At 58.7% G+C, this 16199-nt stretch carries 11 protein-coding genes; 8 read left to right on the top strand and 3 right to left on the bottom strand.

The features are described 5' to 3' along the window. Positions 1-58 precede the first annotated feature (58 nt). On the bottom strand, positions 59-835 hold the full coding sequence (locus HKK55_RS19630; protein WP_169356187.1) for a siderophore-interacting protein: 777 nt from the start codon (positions 833-835) through the stop codon (positions 59-61). Then, positions 832-1404, bottom strand: coding sequence for a PadR family transcriptional regulator (locus HKK55_RS19625; RefSeq protein WP_169356186.1), 573 nt, complete (start codon positions 1402-1404; stop codon positions 832-834). The genes HKK55_RS19630 and HKK55_RS19625 overlap by 4 nt, the downstream gene beginning before the upstream one ends. Before the next feature lie 524 nt (positions 1405-1928). On the opposite strand from HKK55_RS19625, the gene HKK55_RS19620 reads away from it, so the two are divergent. From HKK55_RS19620 to HKK55_RS19585, 8 genes are all read left to right on the top strand, one after another. Further along, entirely contained in the window at positions 1929-2420 is a 492-nt protein-coding gene (locus HKK55_RS19620; protein WP_169356185.1) for a CS1 type fimbrial major subunit, read from the top strand. Between the two features lie 121 nt (positions 2421-2541). After that, positions 2542-5067, top strand: coding sequence for a CS1-pili formation C-terminal domain-containing protein (locus HKK55_RS19615; RefSeq protein ID WP_169356184.1), 2526 nt, complete (start codon positions 2542-2544; stop codon positions 5065-5067). A 5-nt stretch (positions 5068-5072) separates the two neighbouring features. Further along, the gene (locus HKK55_RS19610) at positions 5073-6311 is read left to right on the top strand and encodes a hypothetical protein (RefSeq protein ID WP_169356183.1); all 1239 of its coding nucleotides are present in this window, start codon (positions 5073-5075) and stop codon (positions 6309-6311) included. Between the two features lie 40 nt (positions 6312-6351). Then, a complete protein-coding gene (locus HKK55_RS19605) occupies positions 6352-7599 on the top strand; it encodes a hypothetical protein (protein ID WP_237151276.1) in 1248 nt (415 codons plus the stop codon). A gap of 29 nt (positions 7600-7628) precedes the next feature. Then, on the top strand, positions 7629-8369 hold the full coding sequence (locus HKK55_RS19600) for a molecular chaperone (RefSeq protein ID WP_169356182.1): 741 nt from the start codon (positions 7629-7631) through the stop codon (positions 8367-8369). Further along, positions 8369-8896 (top strand): CS1 type fimbrial major subunit, encoded by a 528-nt coding sequence (locus HKK55_RS19595; RefSeq protein ID WP_237151275.1) that lies wholly within the window; start codon positions 8369-8371, stop codon positions 8894-8896. Before HKK55_RS19600 ends, HKK55_RS19595 begins: the two co-directional genes overlap by 1 nt. Before the next feature lie 13 nt (positions 8897-8909). Further along, positions 8910-9650 (top strand): molecular chaperone, encoded by a 741-nt coding sequence (locus tag HKK55_RS19590; RefSeq protein WP_169356181.1) that lies wholly within the window; start codon positions 8910-8912, stop codon positions 9648-9650. Positions 9651-9790: 140 nt separating this feature from the next. Further along, positions 9791-11017 carry a hypothetical protein gene (locus tag HKK55_RS19585; RefSeq protein ID WP_237151274.1) on the top strand — a complete coding sequence of 409 codons (1227 nt, stop codon included), beginning with the start codon at positions 9791-9793 and terminating at the stop codon, positions 11015-11017. A 52-nt stretch (positions 11018-11069) separates the two neighbouring features. On the opposite strand, the gene HKK55_RS19580 is transcribed toward HKK55_RS19585, so the two are convergent. Then, positions 11070-16055: an NEL-type E3 ubiquitin ligase domain-containing protein gene (locus tag HKK55_RS19580; RefSeq protein WP_237151273.1), complete on the bottom strand. Its 4986-nt coding sequence runs from the start codon at positions 16053-16055 to the stop codon at positions 11070-11072. Positions 16056-16199: the final 144 nt, after the last annotated feature.

Raw genomic sequence — 16199 nt, 5'->3', positions numbered from 1 at the left:
CCTTCGCGAGCAAGCCCGCTCCCACACAAGCCCGCTCCACAGGTTGACCGTGTGACGCCTATTCCTCGTCGCTGCCGTCCGCACGCCAGTAACCCACGGCCTTGACGAAGCTGTCATCGAGCTTGTGGGTATCGAGCAGTACCCGGCGAACCTGGCGCGATAATTTGGTCTCGGTCGCCACCCATGCGTAGAGCGAACCGCCCGGAACCTGCAACTGCGCCACGGTTGTCAGCAAGTCATCCGCCCCACGCACCACCCAAATCACCTCGACATCCGCCGCACTCTCCAGCGTCTGTTTTTCTGCCGCGTTCGCCACTTCAATCACCGCCAGTACGTTACGCCCGGCCGGCAATTCTTCCAGGCGTCGGGCAATGGCGGGCAGGGCGGTTTCATCGCCGATCAGCAGGTAGCTGTCGAAAATATCCGGCACAACCATCGAGCCACGAGGCCCACCGATGTACAGGTGTTGGCCCACGGCTGCTTGTTCGGCCCACGTGGATGCAGGTCCGTCGCCGTGGAGTACGAAGTCGATGTCCAACTCGCCAATGGCCAGGTCGAAACGTCGCGGCGTGTAGTCGCGCATCGCCGGCTGCGGGCCGTCACCCTTGATACTGAACGTCGGGCTTTCCAACGCGGCTTGTTCGGCAGCGCTCTGTGGGAACAGCAGCTTGATGTGATCGTCGCTGCCCAGGCTGATAAACCCGGCCAACTGCTCACCGCCCAGAGTGATGCGGCGCATGCGCGGGGTAATGTCGACCACCCGTAGCACGTCCAGGCGACGGCGCTTGATTTCATGCATGACGCGGTGGATTTCCAACTTGTTGGATTCACTCATTCGGCTTGCTCCGATGAAGGTTGCACGGCTGGGCCGTCGACAATGGCTTTGGCGGTGTTATTGAGCAGCTCGCTGACCCGGTGAATTTCTTCCGGACTCCAGCGCCCGTGGTGCAGTTGCAGGGCATGGCGCAGGTTGTGCACCGCCTCGTGAATTTCCGGCGGCCGATCATGGCCACGCAGCGAACGTTTGCTGACGTCGATGCGCATGCGCACGCCGTCCAGGGCAACGGCTTGTTCACTTAAGAAGAGACGTCCGGCGTCGGTGATTGTGTAGCGTTTTTTTCCGCCTTCGGCGTCGCCGCTGATCAATTCGCTTTCTTCAAGGAACGTCAGCGTGGGGTAGATCACCCCGGGGCTGGGACTATAGGCGCCGTCGAACAGGCCTTCGATCTGGCGGATCAGGTCGTAGCCGTGGCAGGGCTGTTCGGCGATCAGCGCCGGCAACAACAGTTTCAAATCTCCGGGGGCGAAGACCCGTGGGCCACGGCCGCCGCGTTCGCGGCCTGGGCGTTTCTCGAAGCCGTCGCGGCCGTCACCGGGTTCACGGTGGGAATGATGGTCTCTCATTGTCGTGCTCTCTGTGTGTGGTTTAGACATAACGTAAGATATATCTTTATCGTTGAGCAAGACCTCCTGACGAACGGCAAGGCATCGTCGGATACCGGAGCCGATGCATCCTCCGCTTCATCGCTCACCGAAATTAGTTGACGGAATGGGAAGTAAAGCTTAACTAGTCTTGTGGAGTAACTGCTCTAATTAGTTTGAATGCTAGATCGGAGAGCGCCCTGTAATACTTCTCTTACGGATGAGGGTGTTACTTGTGTCGGTCAAGGTTTTACTGTGGGTGTGCTGCAGCTGACAGGTGATTTGTTAGATATTGATTTTTCGATGTTTTATCCGTCTGGACTGGAGGGTAATAACTACGCGTCATACGGAATCCACTGGCTTACTTTAAGTTGAATTCGGTTAATTATTTACTGGCGTCTTAGGACTTGTATTGAACAACGATAAGTTCAGGTTTTAGACGTGCCAGAAAGCTTCGATTCCCATCGAGCTTTTAACTAACTTAATGCGATGACAGGTATTTAATGATGCTGAAAAAAACTGCTCTAGTACTGCCACTGGCCCTGCTGGCCGCTGCCTCCTCCAGCGTGTTTGCCGCCGGTGAAGCCACCAGCGTCATCAACATCAAGGCAACCATTCCTACCACCCAGTTCCATGCTCAGCCTGTTGATCCAAACTTCGGTCGCGACGAGACCATGGCCTACAACACGGTCACCAATCAACTGAGCCCGCTGCGTGCCACCTACGCGGTGAAAAACACCGACGGTTCGATCAAAGCCTACATCGAGGGCGGCCCGGCTTCCCTGACCAACGGCACGGACTCCATTGCCCTGACCACCACCTTCAACGGCGTCACCCTGACCGGTTCGCCATTGGAAGTGGTCGACGACGCCAGCTCCACGCCAGGCACCCAGGCCGACATGGTGATCGCGGCCGCAACTCCGGCAGCCGGTGTCTCCGGGCTGTTCACCACCAACTACGTGGTGGTGTTTGACCACGAGCCGCGCGTCACGCCGTGAAAGCATTGGCTTGATCAATAAGCGTTGGCTTATTGCGTGCCAACTTCCGATCGACTGGTAGCAACCGCTGCTGGTTGATCGGCATTCAAGTATTCCTCGTGTGTATTCAGAGTATCCGTTCATGTTCCCGATGATTCCCATCGCGGCAGCGCTTGCCCTGTTGTTTGCTACGGGTGCGTTTGCAGCAGACGCGGCAACTGGCACAACCCCGAGAAGTTTGCTGTCCCAGGCCAAGGGTTTGCCTGCGGACTTTGAAGAGCATTTTTTTGATGTGCCCCTGGCGGTACGGGTTGAGCTTGATCAGGAATTCGTGTCCGAGGCAATGATCGTCCTGACCCGCGATGACCGCCTGACCCTGCTGGACTTCACCGACCACGAGGGCAGTGTGATCAAGGACATCGAGCGCGATCGCTGGGGCGACTACCTCAAGCAAGGTGTGTCGCTGGGGACATGCGAAGGCAACTGTCCGGAGCAATTGTTGGCAGTGCACTACAACCTTGAAAAATCCATCGTCACGCTGCTGACCGAAAACGCCGAGCGTGATGGGCTCGAGTCGCAGTATTACTCCCTGCCCACCGGCGGCAGCACCGGTTTGATCGTGCGTAATCAGCTCAATCTCAGCGGTGGCCAGGGGCAGGACCTGGGCGGTCGCCTGGGGCTGGACGCCAGCGGCAGCCTGGGCAACTGGAGCCAGGTGGTAAACATGCAGTTCTCACGCTTGGGCGGGCCGCAAGACGATGCCCTCAACCATGCGGTGTATTCGCTTTACTCCCAACGTGAACTGCACGGCAATTTTTTGCGCCTGGGCTACTTCACCCCCAACGCCGAAGGCCTGACCCGTCAATTACGCACCTTCGGCGCCAGCCCCGACACCGCCGTGGGCGTGATGTACGGCAGCTCCGACAGCCTGATGATCAGCAACCCCAAGCCAAGCATTTACCCCATTTACGTCACCGCCAACCGCCAGGCTTCGGTGGAGATCTACCGCAATGGCCTGCTGATCAACACCCAGGCGGTCACCACCGGCCTGCAAAGCCTGGACACGCGGCCCTTGCCGGGCGGCATCTATGAGGTGGAAGTGCGCCTGGTGGAAGACGGCCAGGTCACCAGCACCACCCAGGAGTTGGTGTACAAGCCCAACAACTGGCGCAACCTCGACAACCATTGGCGCTACAACGTGTTTGCCGGCCAGGAAAGCAAGCTGCTCAGCAACTGGGATGAGCAGTCCAGCGGCGACATGACCGCCGGTGCCTCCGTCAACTACCTGGCTCACCCGCGGGTGGTGCTGGGGTTGTCCGGGCGCCAGGTCAAGGAAAGCATGCAGTACGGCACGTCCATCGATTGGACCCTGGCCAATAACGCCAGCCTCTACGCCAATGTCTACCAGACCGACAACTACGGCACCGGTGTCGACTTCAACAGCCTCTACAACTACGGCCTGGGCAGCGTGGTGTTCAACCACACCCGCAGTTGGCTCGACAACCGCAACACCTACGAAACCCTGCCCGACGGCACCCGCATTCGCCAACGTGATGTCTTTATCGGCCAGACCAGCCTGTCGTCACTCTCGCTCAACCATCGCCTGAGTAACCTGCGTTCCATCAGCGCCCGGCTGTCCTACAGCGAAGGTAACTCCGAAGGGGTTGGCCTGGACCTGGGTTGGAACGAACGCACCCATCTGTTTGGCAGCGACGCCAACTGGCGACTCTCGTTGTTCGACCGCCCGGCCAGCTCCAGCACGGGAGATAAACGCAATCGCGGGGTCGACCTGAGTGTCAGCCTGGCGCTGGGCAGCCCCGGCGAGCAATGGTCTGCCAGCATCGGCACGCGCACCTCCCGCGACGGTGGGCGCGATCACAACGGCTCGCTGACCTACCGCAAAGACCTGCAAGACCACGTGCTGCAAAGCGTCTCGGGCACCGTGCTGGGCGACACTTATGGCGTCGGCCTGTCCGGCATGGCCAGCTTCCAGACCGATGCGCTCAACGGCGACGGCTTCGTGCAGCGCTCCTCGTTCAACAACGACCTCACCGGTGGCCTGAACCTGGACAGCACGTTTGCCATCGGCGGCCAGCAGATGGTGCTCACCAGCCAGTACCACGGCGGCGGCTCGGGGATGATTGTGGATGTCGAAACCGATGTCGACGACATCCTCCTGCGTGCCGATGACTTGAGTGGCGGCAGCACCACCTTGCGGCCTGGGCGCAACTTCATCCCGATCACCGCCTACAAAGGCAGCTCGGTCAGTTTCGACTTCGAAGGCAACCACGCGCCGGCGGCCAGTATCCAGCCGCCACGCACCGCCTATCACCTGAACAAGGGCGGCGTGGACTACCGCAAGATCAGCGTAATGCGCACCGTCACCGTGCTTGGGCGCCTGGTCGACCCCCAAGGCAAACCGCTCAAGGGCCACCACATCATCAACCACGCCAGCCGTGGGGTGAGTGAGGTCGACGGGTTCTTCTCCCTGGAAATGAATGCCAGCTCTCCCACCCTCGAAGTGCGGCGCAACAACCAATTGCTGTGCCAGTTCCGTCTCGACACCGCCAATGCGCGCAATGAAAACGATGTGCTGATGATCGGCGACCTGCGCTGCACGCCGGACACCCTGGCCGATTCCACCTCAACAATTCAGAGCGCTGGTTGAACGTCATGACGAGATTACACACCACCTTCATTACACGGCTGGGGGCCGTAGGCGCGGCGTTGCTATTCAGTTCGGCATCCTGGGCGGCGGTACAGAACATTACCGCGGTCTTCGTGCCAGACCCGGCTAACCCCATGGTGAACAAGTTCACCAACACCACGCCGATCACCGGCCATTGCGGTACACAACCGGCTTTTTGTGCGGGGTGGGGATTGTTCAGTTTGTTGACCACCCTGACCTTCAGCGCCAATGGGCCGATTGTGGCCAACAATGAAATGCGCCAGGGCGCCATGTTCAAGGTGCCCTCGCAATGGCGTCAGGTCCAGGTGACTCACATCAGGACCGGGGAGCAGGAAACGGTGGAAATGCGCATTGCCGCATTGGGCGGATGGCATGAACTGGGTGCCTCGGCGTCGCAGATCAGCGGAGGTGGCAACCATAACAATGTATGGGTTGGCGGCTGGTGGGCCCGGGATGCACTGCCATGCATTCGAACTAACGATCAGTCAGCGACGGGCACGGGCTTCTCCTATTTCTGGCGAATCCCTGAAGGCGACGGCACCTGTGTAAAGCAGGCACGGTATCAAGTGCCGAACTTGCGCTACACCTCGATCCACCTGGCCTATGAACTGCGTACACCCAACCCGCTCGGCATGTCTTCGGGCGAGTATCAAGGCAGCCTGACTTACACGGTGGGGCCGCGTATGGATTTCGATATGGGCGACGTGATGATGCCCAACGACAGCGCCCTGACGTTCAATTTCAGCCTGAGCGTGGAGCACACCCTCAAGGTCGAACTGCCCCCCGGCGGCACCCGTATTGAGTTGCTCCCTCAGGGCGGCTGGCAAGCCTGGCTGAACCAGGGCCGCAAGCCGGCGCGATTGTTCCGCGACCAGACCTTCAACATCTCCGCCTCATCGCGCTTCAAGATGCAAATGCTCTGCGAGCGCGTCAGCGGTGATACCTGCGCCTTGAAAAACAACACCGACAACCACGAAGTGCCCCTGGATGTCAGCGTCAGCTTGCCTCACGGCCTGAACCGCCCGGACGGCGCGGCCGTGGATCGTCAACCGCTGCTATTGAGCGGTGTCGGCACCGAGGTGTTCCAGCCGGGTTTCTACGTCAATCGGCGGCCGGGCACGTTGCACTTTGAGGTCAAGAAAGAACATGCCGACCAGATGATCAGTCGAGGCGGTACCACCTACTCGGGCCAGGTCACTGTGATCTGGGATTCGGAACTCTAAGGGGGCAGTTACCAGCCTCCACTGTTATCAGGTGAAATCGGTGTCCACGTCAAAACCCATTGAACGAATGCTCTCAGGCCTGTTGCCCGTTACTGTGTTGATCGCCCGTCTGGGGGCCCTAAGCGCGGCCGTGCTGTTCAGCGCTTCAGCGTTGGCTGCTACTCAACAGATCACGGCAGTGTTCCGCCCGGACCCCGGCAATCCCATGGTGAACACGTTCGAGAACACCACGCCACCTGGAGGGTATTGCCGTGAGCACCCGACTTATTGTCAGGATGGGGTGTTCAGCATCAACTTTCCGATCGACTTCAATGCTGTCGCTCCGATTCAACCTTTGGATGAGGTACGTAAGGGGCCGATGTTCCAAGTCCCATCGTCGTTGACGGCGGTGACTGTGACTCACCGGGAAACGGGAAATACAGAACAGGTTTTTTTGCGGATCACCGGCATAGGCGGGGCCCATGAGCAGACGCTGCCACTGTATCCGGCGTCATGGGAAACCAACACGTGGGTCAACGCCCCGGCTCCCTGCCAATATGGCGGCGTAGGGTATGGGACCTCTTACTATTACGGGTTTTTCTGGCGAGTACCTCCTGGCGCCGGTGTTTGTTTCAAGCGCCCTACGCACATGATCCCGGACTTCAAATACTCGAGCATGAGTATTTCTTATGAACTGATCACCCCGAACCCCCTTGGTATGTCATCGGGGACCTATGAAGGGACCCATAACTTTTTGATTGGCCCTGGCCAGGACTTCGACATGGGGGACGTCATGCTGCCCGACGACGGCATGTTAACGCTCAACTTCATACTGAGCGTGGAGCACTCCCTGAAGGTCGAGCTTCCTCCGGGTGGCAACCGCATTGAGTTGGTCCCTCAGGGCGGCTGGCAAGCCTGGCTGAACCAGGGCCGCAAACCGTCACGATTGTTCCGCGACCAGACCTTCAACCTCTCCGTGTCGTCGCCTTTCAAGATGCAAATGGCTTGCGAACGAACCATCGGTGACACCTGCGCGTTGAAAAACACCACCGACAACCACGAAGTGCCGCTGGATGTCAGCGTCAGCTTACCTCACGGCCTGAACCGCCCGGACGGCGCTGCGGTGATTCGCCAGCCGCTGTTATTGAGTGGTGCCGGTACCGAGGTGTTCGAGCCGGGCTTCTACGTCTATCGGCGGCCTGGGACATTGCATTTCGAGGTCAAGAAAGACTATGCCGACCAGATGGTCAGTCGGGGCGGTACCACCTACGCGGGCCAGGTCACGGTGATCTGGGATTCGGAACTCTAAGCGGTGTCGATAGCATGAGGTTTATAGAGATGAAACAGTTGTTGGCGCTGTGTGCGCTCTGCTGGTTGCCCCTGTCGGCAGCCGCGGCTCCCAATATCAATGTCGGTGTGTTCTACGACTACCTGGCCGGCGATAAAAGTACCTACCTGAAACGGGTATTCAACGGTGGCGACAGCACGGCCTTTATCAAGGTCTCGGTGATGGAGATTGTCTACAACGCCGATGGAACCTCCGAAGAAGTCGAACTCAAGAGCAACGCCGACAACACCGCCCGCGATGGCTTGATGGCCACACCGGCACGCATGATTGTCCCGGCTGATGGCATGCAGGGCACACGCTTGCTGTACCTGGGTGAGCGGGAAAAAGAGCGCTATTTCCGCCTGCGCTTCGTGCCGGTAATGCCGGAGCCGGAGGACGAATTCACCGTCTCCAGCGAAGAGCGCGAGGCTTACAAAAACAATCTCTCGGCGGGTGTCACGGTGTTGGCGGGGTTTGGCACGGTGTTTTTCGTCAGGCCCAAAGACACCCGTTTTGCCACGCGTATCGATGATCGCGCTGGCGAATATGGGCTGCACAACAACGGTAACAGCGTGGTCGTGGTGGACGAGTTCAAGGACTGCGCCGCAGGTGATGCCCAGGACTGCCAGCCCACCACCAAGAACCACATTCTGCCCGGCCGTGCGTTCAGCTTTCCCAAGCAGGCCGGGCGCACTTACCGCTTCACCCTGGTCGAGGGCAGCGAGAAAAAACAACATGAGGTCAAAGGCTGATGATCAGTGAGAGAACCCATGGGACCGGCTACCGGCCGGGCAGGTTATTCAAAGTCGTCGTGGTAACGCTGCTGTTGATTGTCGGGACCTTGCTCAGTGCGCAGGCCTGGGCGATTCGTGAAGTGCAGCTGTTCGATGTCTCGGTGACCATCCCCACCAGCGACTTTTATGTGCTGCCGATCAAACCCGGCTTCCTGGAGCGTGAGCAGGAACTGGCCTGGAACCTGGTGGCCAGGACCCTGAGCCCTTTGCGCGAACACTTCGACGTCAAGAACAGCGCAGGAGGCATCGCTGCACGCCTGGGCCAGGAGCCGACTTTGTCCAACGGCCGGCGTTCGATTGTGTTGAACGTCACGTTCAATGGCCAGGTGTTGAACCTGGACGAAACCCTGGTGGTACCGGCCGCCGAGGCGCGGGCCGGCAAGCGGGTGTTGCTGGAAATTGCTGCCGTTGAACCCGTGGACGGTTATGTGCCGGGCGACTATTTCGGCAGCGTGCACCTGATGTTCGATGCGTTGAGACCGTAATAATGAGGTGGTTATGAAATACCTGTGTGCAGTACTGGGCATGTGCCTGTGGTCGGCCAGTGCCGTGGCTGGGCCGGCGATTAATGTCGGCGATTTTTACGACTACATGGCGGGCGACAAAAGCACCTACCTCAAGCGGGTGTTCAACGGCGGGACCAGCACCGCGTTCGTCAAGATCAATGTCACGGAAATGCTCTACAAACCCGATGGCAGCTACGACGAAGTGCCGCTCAAAAACCAGGACGACGGCATTGTGCGCGATGGCCTGATGGCCAGCCCGGCGCGCCTGATCGTGCCGGCCAGTGCCATGCAAAGCACACGTTTCCTGTTTATGGGCGAGCGCGACCGAGAGCGCTACTTCCGGGTGCGCTACCTGCCGGTGGCGCCGGAAAAAGACGATGAGTTCGGGGTCAGCGAAGAAGAACGCCAGGCCTATGAAGCCTCGCTGGCGGCGGGAGTGCGGGTCATGTCCGGATACGGCACAGTGTTTTTCGTGCGCCCGACGCAAAGCCGTTTTGATACCCGGGTCGAGAACGGCGGCCGCAACTACACCCTGCGCAACGCCGGTAATACCGTGGTGGTGGTAGATGAGTTCAAAGACTGTGCGATCAATGATCGAACCGACTGCGCGCCCGTCACCAAGAACCATATTTTCCCGGGTCGGGTGTTCAGCTTTGAAAAACAGGCCGGTCGGATTTATCGGTTCTTCCTGCTGGAAGGCAGCACCGAGAAGGTGGTTGAGATCACAGGCTGAGGCTGATTGAACCCTCTGTGGGAGCGGGCTTGCCCGCGATAGCGGTTTATCTGCCTGGCAGATCCCCATCGCAGCCTCGCTGGGGCTCGACAGCTCCCACATGTTCGGCTCGGGTGTTTATTGGCAAAGTGAGGAATTCGATGCGAGTACGCACAAAACTATCAACCGCACTGATGCTGGTGGCCACGGTATTTGCGTGGCCGGCGCAGGCTGCGGTGCAGGAGATTCGGGCGACCTTTGTTCCGGATCCGACTAACCCGATGGTCAACCGATTTGAAAATAAAACGCCTCAAGCGGGGGTCTGTGTTTCGTTCATGCCTGCCCGCTGCAAGGCATTGGGGATTTTCAGTCTGAGGCTTCCCGAGCTTTCGTTCGTGACGCAGCAGCCGATTGAAGCTAACCATACAGATCCGCGACAAGGGTTCATGCTGACCGTGCCTTCGGACTGGCGGAACGTTGATGTGCGCCACAGCTCCGGTGACACAGAGGTCGTGCAGATACGTATTGCCGGCATCGGTGGCGGTTGGAACATGTCTCACCCACCCGGAGTGAGTGCTTGGGCCGGCCCAGGGATTCCCTGGCAAGCGAGGTGGAGTTCCGCCCCAGCCCCCTGCGTGAGTACCGGTTTTCTGTTGGCGGGTGCCGCTTTTGCGCAGTTTTTCTGGCTGGTGCCCGAGGGCGCGGGGGCGTGTGCCAGGACACCCTCGGTGACGATTCCCTACTTCCGTTGGAGTGGCATCGATTATGTGTATGAACTGCGCACCCCAAACCCACTGAATATGAGCGCCGGTGAGTACCGCGGCACGTTGTCTTACTCCGTTGGTAGGGGAGGGGACTTTGATATGGGGGATGCGTTGACCCCCAGTATCGACACGGCGACACTTGATTTTGTCCTGAGTGTGGAACATGCCCTCAAGGTCGATATTCCTCCAGGCGGCAACCGCATCGAATTGGTGCCCCAAGGCGGCTGGCAAGCCTGGCTGAATCATGGGCGTGTGCCGTCGCGGCTGTTCCGTGACCAAACCTTCATCATCGCCGCCAGTTCGCGTTTCAAGATGCAGCTTGAGTGCTCCATTGTCTCGAACAACACCTGTGGCTTGCGCAATGGCAATGGCGATGAGGTGCCCCTGCAGGTGGCCGTCAGCCTGCCCTATGGGGTGGCCGGTCAGGATGAGCAAGCGGTCAACCGGCGTCCATTACGTCTGGACGGTGTCGGTACTGAGCTGTTCCAGCCTCGGTATTACGTCAATGATCGGCCCGGCACCCTGCACTTTGAGGTGGCCAGGGACGATGTGGCCGAAATGCTCAATCAGCCGGGCAGTACCTATTCGGGGATGGTCACGGTGATCTGGGATTCAGAGGTGTGACCGGTTGGGCCACTGCCCGGCCTGCTGCCGGCAGTGGCTTTGAAGCGGGGTATTACAGGCCTGCGTTTTGCAACGCGTCACGGGTCAGGCGTCGGCCCAGTTCGTTGTAATCATGCTGGATATGATCGTAGAGGTCTCGCACGGTAGCGTCCGATAACGGCTGTTCGGCTAACACCACGGTGTGAGGGATAACCAACTCATCGGCCAATGTGATGAGCTGTTCGCGCAGGCTTGCTTTACGTTCGGGTGTCACTTGTGCGCTGGCCCATTCCTGTTGTGCCTCCAGTAAATCTTCCAGTTGGCTGCCGGCGTTTGCGCGCTTCTCACGTTGGGTGTTGAACTCTTCCAGGTACGCGTCGTGCAGGTAGTCGCTCCAGAACGGTTGTTCAAGCAGTCCATTAACCAGGCCGTCGCCTTGCTCCCGCTGGGTGATGTCGCCAAACGCAGTATCGAGGTGGGTCTGCGTCACCCTGGCGGTGTCGCGGTAGACCATGTGTTTGGACAGCCACGGCAGGTCGAGGCGAGTCTTGAGCCCGGTCTGGTAGGCGAGGTACACCTGCACGTCATCGACCTGGTTCGGACCGCTGCCAAATGCTTGCCCCAACCCGCCCTCGTTCGTTGGGGTGACACGATGCTGGATTTCTTTGCGGGCAAGTTGGTTGACCTGGTCCAGACGCCAGGACTGTTTGGCCAGTTTTACCAGATTGCTTTCGCGGGTCGCGAGCCCCAATGGGGTGTCATCGTTGCGAATGTTTTCCAGTAGGGTTTCAACGCCCATGCGGTTGAAAATATGGGCGCCGGCGTCCGCACAGTTGGCTGGCGTGCCGGCCAAACTGAACATCCGGTCGCGAAACTCCGGGTTTTCATCTACCGCGAACAGCACCTGCCAGACCCGTGTGGTGAGGTCCTCACGTCCCTGTTGAAACAGCTGCACATCGGTATCTGTCTGGAACTGCTCGGGTGGGCGCAACAGTTTGAGCACGTCGAAGAAGCCCTGGGAACCGTGCTCTTTTTCGACGTCATCCCAAATCTGTACGGCGTAGTCAAGGTCTTCACTTGCCATGAAATACATCCAGTACTCTCTAGCGGCCTTGCCCCCTCGTGGCACGGTGCGGTAAGGGTCAATACCGAAGTTGCGACGATAGCTGACGAACCTGTCCTCATCCAGATGCCCAAGCTTTGCACGATCCAGCCAACTGTAGGCCACTATTCGAGCTGCCACAGAGTCTGGAGCGACGTCGGGCACGGTGTTGAGCGGCGTGTTGCTGAAGTCCAGCTCCGGGATGGAACCTCTTCGGCTTTCCATTCCTGTGGGCCATTGGATAACGCTGGTCCTGCGCATTACCAGCCGGCGCAATTCGGTCATCAGGGTGAGATTCGGCGGGATGGTCAGGTTGGTGTGGCCTTCCAGGCTCAATGAGCGAAGCTGCGGGCATTGTTTAATGACTTTGTAGTCATCGGGAGACCATGTGATTGGGTTGTCGCTCAGGTTCAGGGCCGTCAGGTCCTTCATCTTCGATAGTCGCCATGGAATTTCGTCGAGCTCATTGCCTGACAGGTCCAGGGCTCGCAGATTGGGGAAATTATCGAGAAACTTCACATCCTGAATATCCAATCTCGTGCCATTGAGATTCAAACGGGTGACGTGGCTGAAGTCTGCTCGCAGGGGTTCCAGGCCGCGTATGTAGCGACCCAGGACCAACTCACTCAAGTCCAGCAGGGTGCCGCGTGGCCTGGGTTCCGGGGGGAGCATGCGCAGGTAGGCACCTTCTTCCCAGCAGACTTTCAATTCAAGAATGATCAGGTCGCGCATGAGTTTTTCGTTCAGCACCCAATTAGGCGTTGCCCTGTCGAGTGATGGCCTTTTTTTACGAAAACGGTCCATGTCTTCGTCCAGCGTTGCGCGGTCAGCTTCCAGCGTTTTCAGCAACCGTTCTCCTTGCGGGGTGTTCAGGTGTGGCGTCACTGCCTGTATCTGTTCCTCGCTCAAGCGGGGGCACAGTGTGGCCAATGTTTCTTTAAGCGTCGGTGGCTGCCTCGGTGGTTCTCCAAGAATCAAACGACGCAGGCCACCGAACATGGGTTTTTGCAGGAGGATTTGTGTCGTGCGCTCATCGCCTGCGCGCCGAGTCGGCACTTGCAGCACCGTGCGGCGTTCGGCCAGTGGTTTAAGTTGGTCCTTGAGCCACTCCTTGAAGATCCCTCCCTGGCCCGGCAGGTAGTCAAGTTTTTCCGCAGGGACGGCGCGCAACAGGGCTTCGTAGAAGCTGTACTGCGGTGGGTGCCCTTGAGGGAAGGCCTCGTGGATTTGGTAACGCCCCTGACCCTTGTACACCAGTATTTTTTTCGTACCGGCCTCGGCGGGCCCCACCTGGCAACGCAAGGCACCGTCGGGGGTCTGCTCATGAATGGCAATGTTCAAGTCGCCCAGTGCATCGGTGTGCTGGCGCACGATATTGAGTGCCATGCGCTCGGTGTCCGGTGTCAGCAAGGCATCGTTGTAAAAGCCTTCGCTCGCGTGGCTGGCCCGCACTTCGTTTGCCAGTGCCCTGGCCAGGTTTTTCAAGCGCAGGGGGATTCGCTGTTCGCTGCTCATCACTGTCAGCTCTTGCGGTGAGGTGCGTAGCAGCAGTGTTGCCACAAGGTCTTTGGGCAGTTGCGGGAACTGCTGTTGAATCAGCCGGCCATGGGGGGTGTCGCTGACTTCCTGGGTGCTGTAGAGGTGGTTGAAGACGGCGGCTTTTTCCTGCTCCAGCGTATTGGCCAGGAGATCGCGCAATGCCTTGATTCGTCCCGCAGCGGTTTCAGGTACAGGGGCGGACAGCAGGGTGCTGAGTTCTGTTTCACTCAAAAAGACGCTGAGTTGCTCGGGCAGCTTGCCCGCTTGCACATCCTGGTGACTGATCTTGAGGGTGTTGGCATCGGTGGCGTCCATAGCTCCGTAGGGCATGGCGTCACCCACCAGGTCGTCGCCGATGAATACCTTGATGGCTTTGTTCGACGGCCAGCCCTGAAGTTCACTGGTGGTTTGCGCCGACCAGTTGGTTGGCAGGTCAGTTGCTGCCCCTGTGCGGATCTTTTCGGGCGTCGCCTCGATTTCCACGCGTAGTTTCATGCGTTTGAGGCTGTCGGCCAACAGAGGCGGCGGGGTATCGCGGTTGGCGTACATCATGCGCAAGGCGCCGTCGTGGGTGCCACTGGTCTCACAGGCTTGTTCGAGTTGAGTGGGGGTGAGTCCATCCACCACTGGGCCGAGGCGGCTGCGTAAGGTCTCGCTGTCCCAGGTGCGAGGGTTCTCCCCTTCATGGATCCAGGCGCCACTGCCGTTATGATCGACCGTGGGTGAATAGGCGTCGGGGCGGGTGGGGTGTTTGACCCGGTAAGTATTGGCGGTTTCGTCGTGCTCGACGACGTAGTGCTGGTTATCCAGGCGCAGGACTTTTTGGTTTTGGTGGGAGTGCAGGCCGAGTGCATCGGGTCGGGAGTCGGCTGGCAGCTGCAGGTCGCCCTTGGCATAAGGCCCAAGGTCCGGGCTCCACAAGCGTTGTTCGTCACCGACACGGACTGCTCTCATACCATCGACGAAGGGCGAACGTTTGAAGGCGCTCGCCACTTCTCCACCTGCGGCGAAGGCTCCCAGTTGGAGAATATCGGTCGTCACCGCGATCAGGTGTTCAGCGGCTTCCTTGAACTGGCCTTCGGCCAGGTCGACAACACCTTCGATGGCATCATCGGCCAATTGGTAGGCGGTGTAGGCCAGCATCAGTTCGCCGAGGCCCGGCACGAACGGCGTGATGACCATGAGGGCGACGTTGAAAATATCCGAGAGGATTTTGGTGAAGTTGTCCCACCAGGCCCAGCGGTACGCGCTGTCCGCATCGGCTGTAGGGATGGCGATGCTGCGCCCATCGTTAAGAATCTTGTTGAGGGTTTGTTGGTAGAGGTGCTCCCAAAGATCATCTTCGATCTTGGGTAAGGAAAACTGCAGGTTGGGATTTTCGAGCGTCGCTTCCCGCCATTGAGGGCGAGGATCCAGTGGCGTTTTCTGGTGCCACTTAACCTGGCAGAGCCGTTGATCCAGCCCGGCAAAGAAGTGCCCGCGTTGAATATGATCGACAAACTGGCTGAAGAACTGTTGATAAGTCTGTTGCTGGCGAGAGGGCAGGGGCGCATTGGCTTGCAGTTTGCGCGTCAGGTCGCGCATGAATTCAAGGGTAGAGTTGTACTCCTTGACGGGGCTCTCGGGGTCGTGGGGTATGTAGGCGATCAATTTCGACACGCTGGAAATCTTATCCAGGTCGGCCGCAATGAGCAGGATGCCCGTCAGTGATGCGTCCAGAATATTCAGTTGGTAGAACTGCATCAGGCCTCGTTCGCCTCGTAGCGCGCGCATCAACACTTGATAGGCGCCTGCCCCCAGGTCCGGGTTCTGTTGAGCATCGGTTTTCAGGCAGGCCAGTTGCGCTGCGGCCTTGAGTGCCGCTTTTTGGCTGGCGGTGATCTGGTTTTTCAACTCGGCGCGAGCGACAAGGTTCGTCGGCAGAAGGTGGTTATTCAAGTGTTGTTGATAGCGGGCGCCGATATCCAGTTCACGACACAATGTCTTGAACTGGTCGATGGACATCGTGTCGTCTAACGGCAGGATCGCGAAGTGACCGCGATAGTCGGGTGGACTGATGTAACAGGAGTGGGCTTCAAACGTTTCGCCCTTGGCAAAGTTATGCAGTGCGGCGTCCAGAAGTGACATCTTTCGGCTGATGGTTGCCGAAAAGAAATTGACGGCATACCACGGTAAATCCTTGGCGATATACAGGTTCAGGAAGGTTGTATTGACGTCCAGATCGAGGCCGTACTGATCCAGGATGGCTTTTTTCAATAGCGGTTCGGCAAACGCATACGCGTCCTGCACATCGCGCAGTTTCCCCTGCACGGTATTGTGTGTGCGCCAACCTTCGGCATTGGCAGTCTTGAGCGCTTGATGTTGCTCAGTCGAGGCGCTGGTGTACCAGGCTGGCCGAGAAACGGCTGCGCTGTTCAACTGACTGGCTCTCGCAAGGGAAGTTGTGGAAAGCCAATCCGGAATTTTTTGTTTGATCAGGTCATAATGGGGGCCTTTATAGAGCGCTGTCGGCCTGTTGGGTAGGGTTGAAAGTTCGGGCATGAAATTAAACTCGTTAAGTGG

It is taken from the genome of Pseudomonas sp. ADAK18 (genome assembly GCF_012935695.1).
GTDB lineage: Bacteria > Pseudomonadota > Gammaproteobacteria > Pseudomonadales > Pseudomonadaceae > Aquipseudomonas.
Note: the sequence above shows the minus strand (reverse complement) of the source record. Positions and strands in the feature narration are given on the sequence as shown.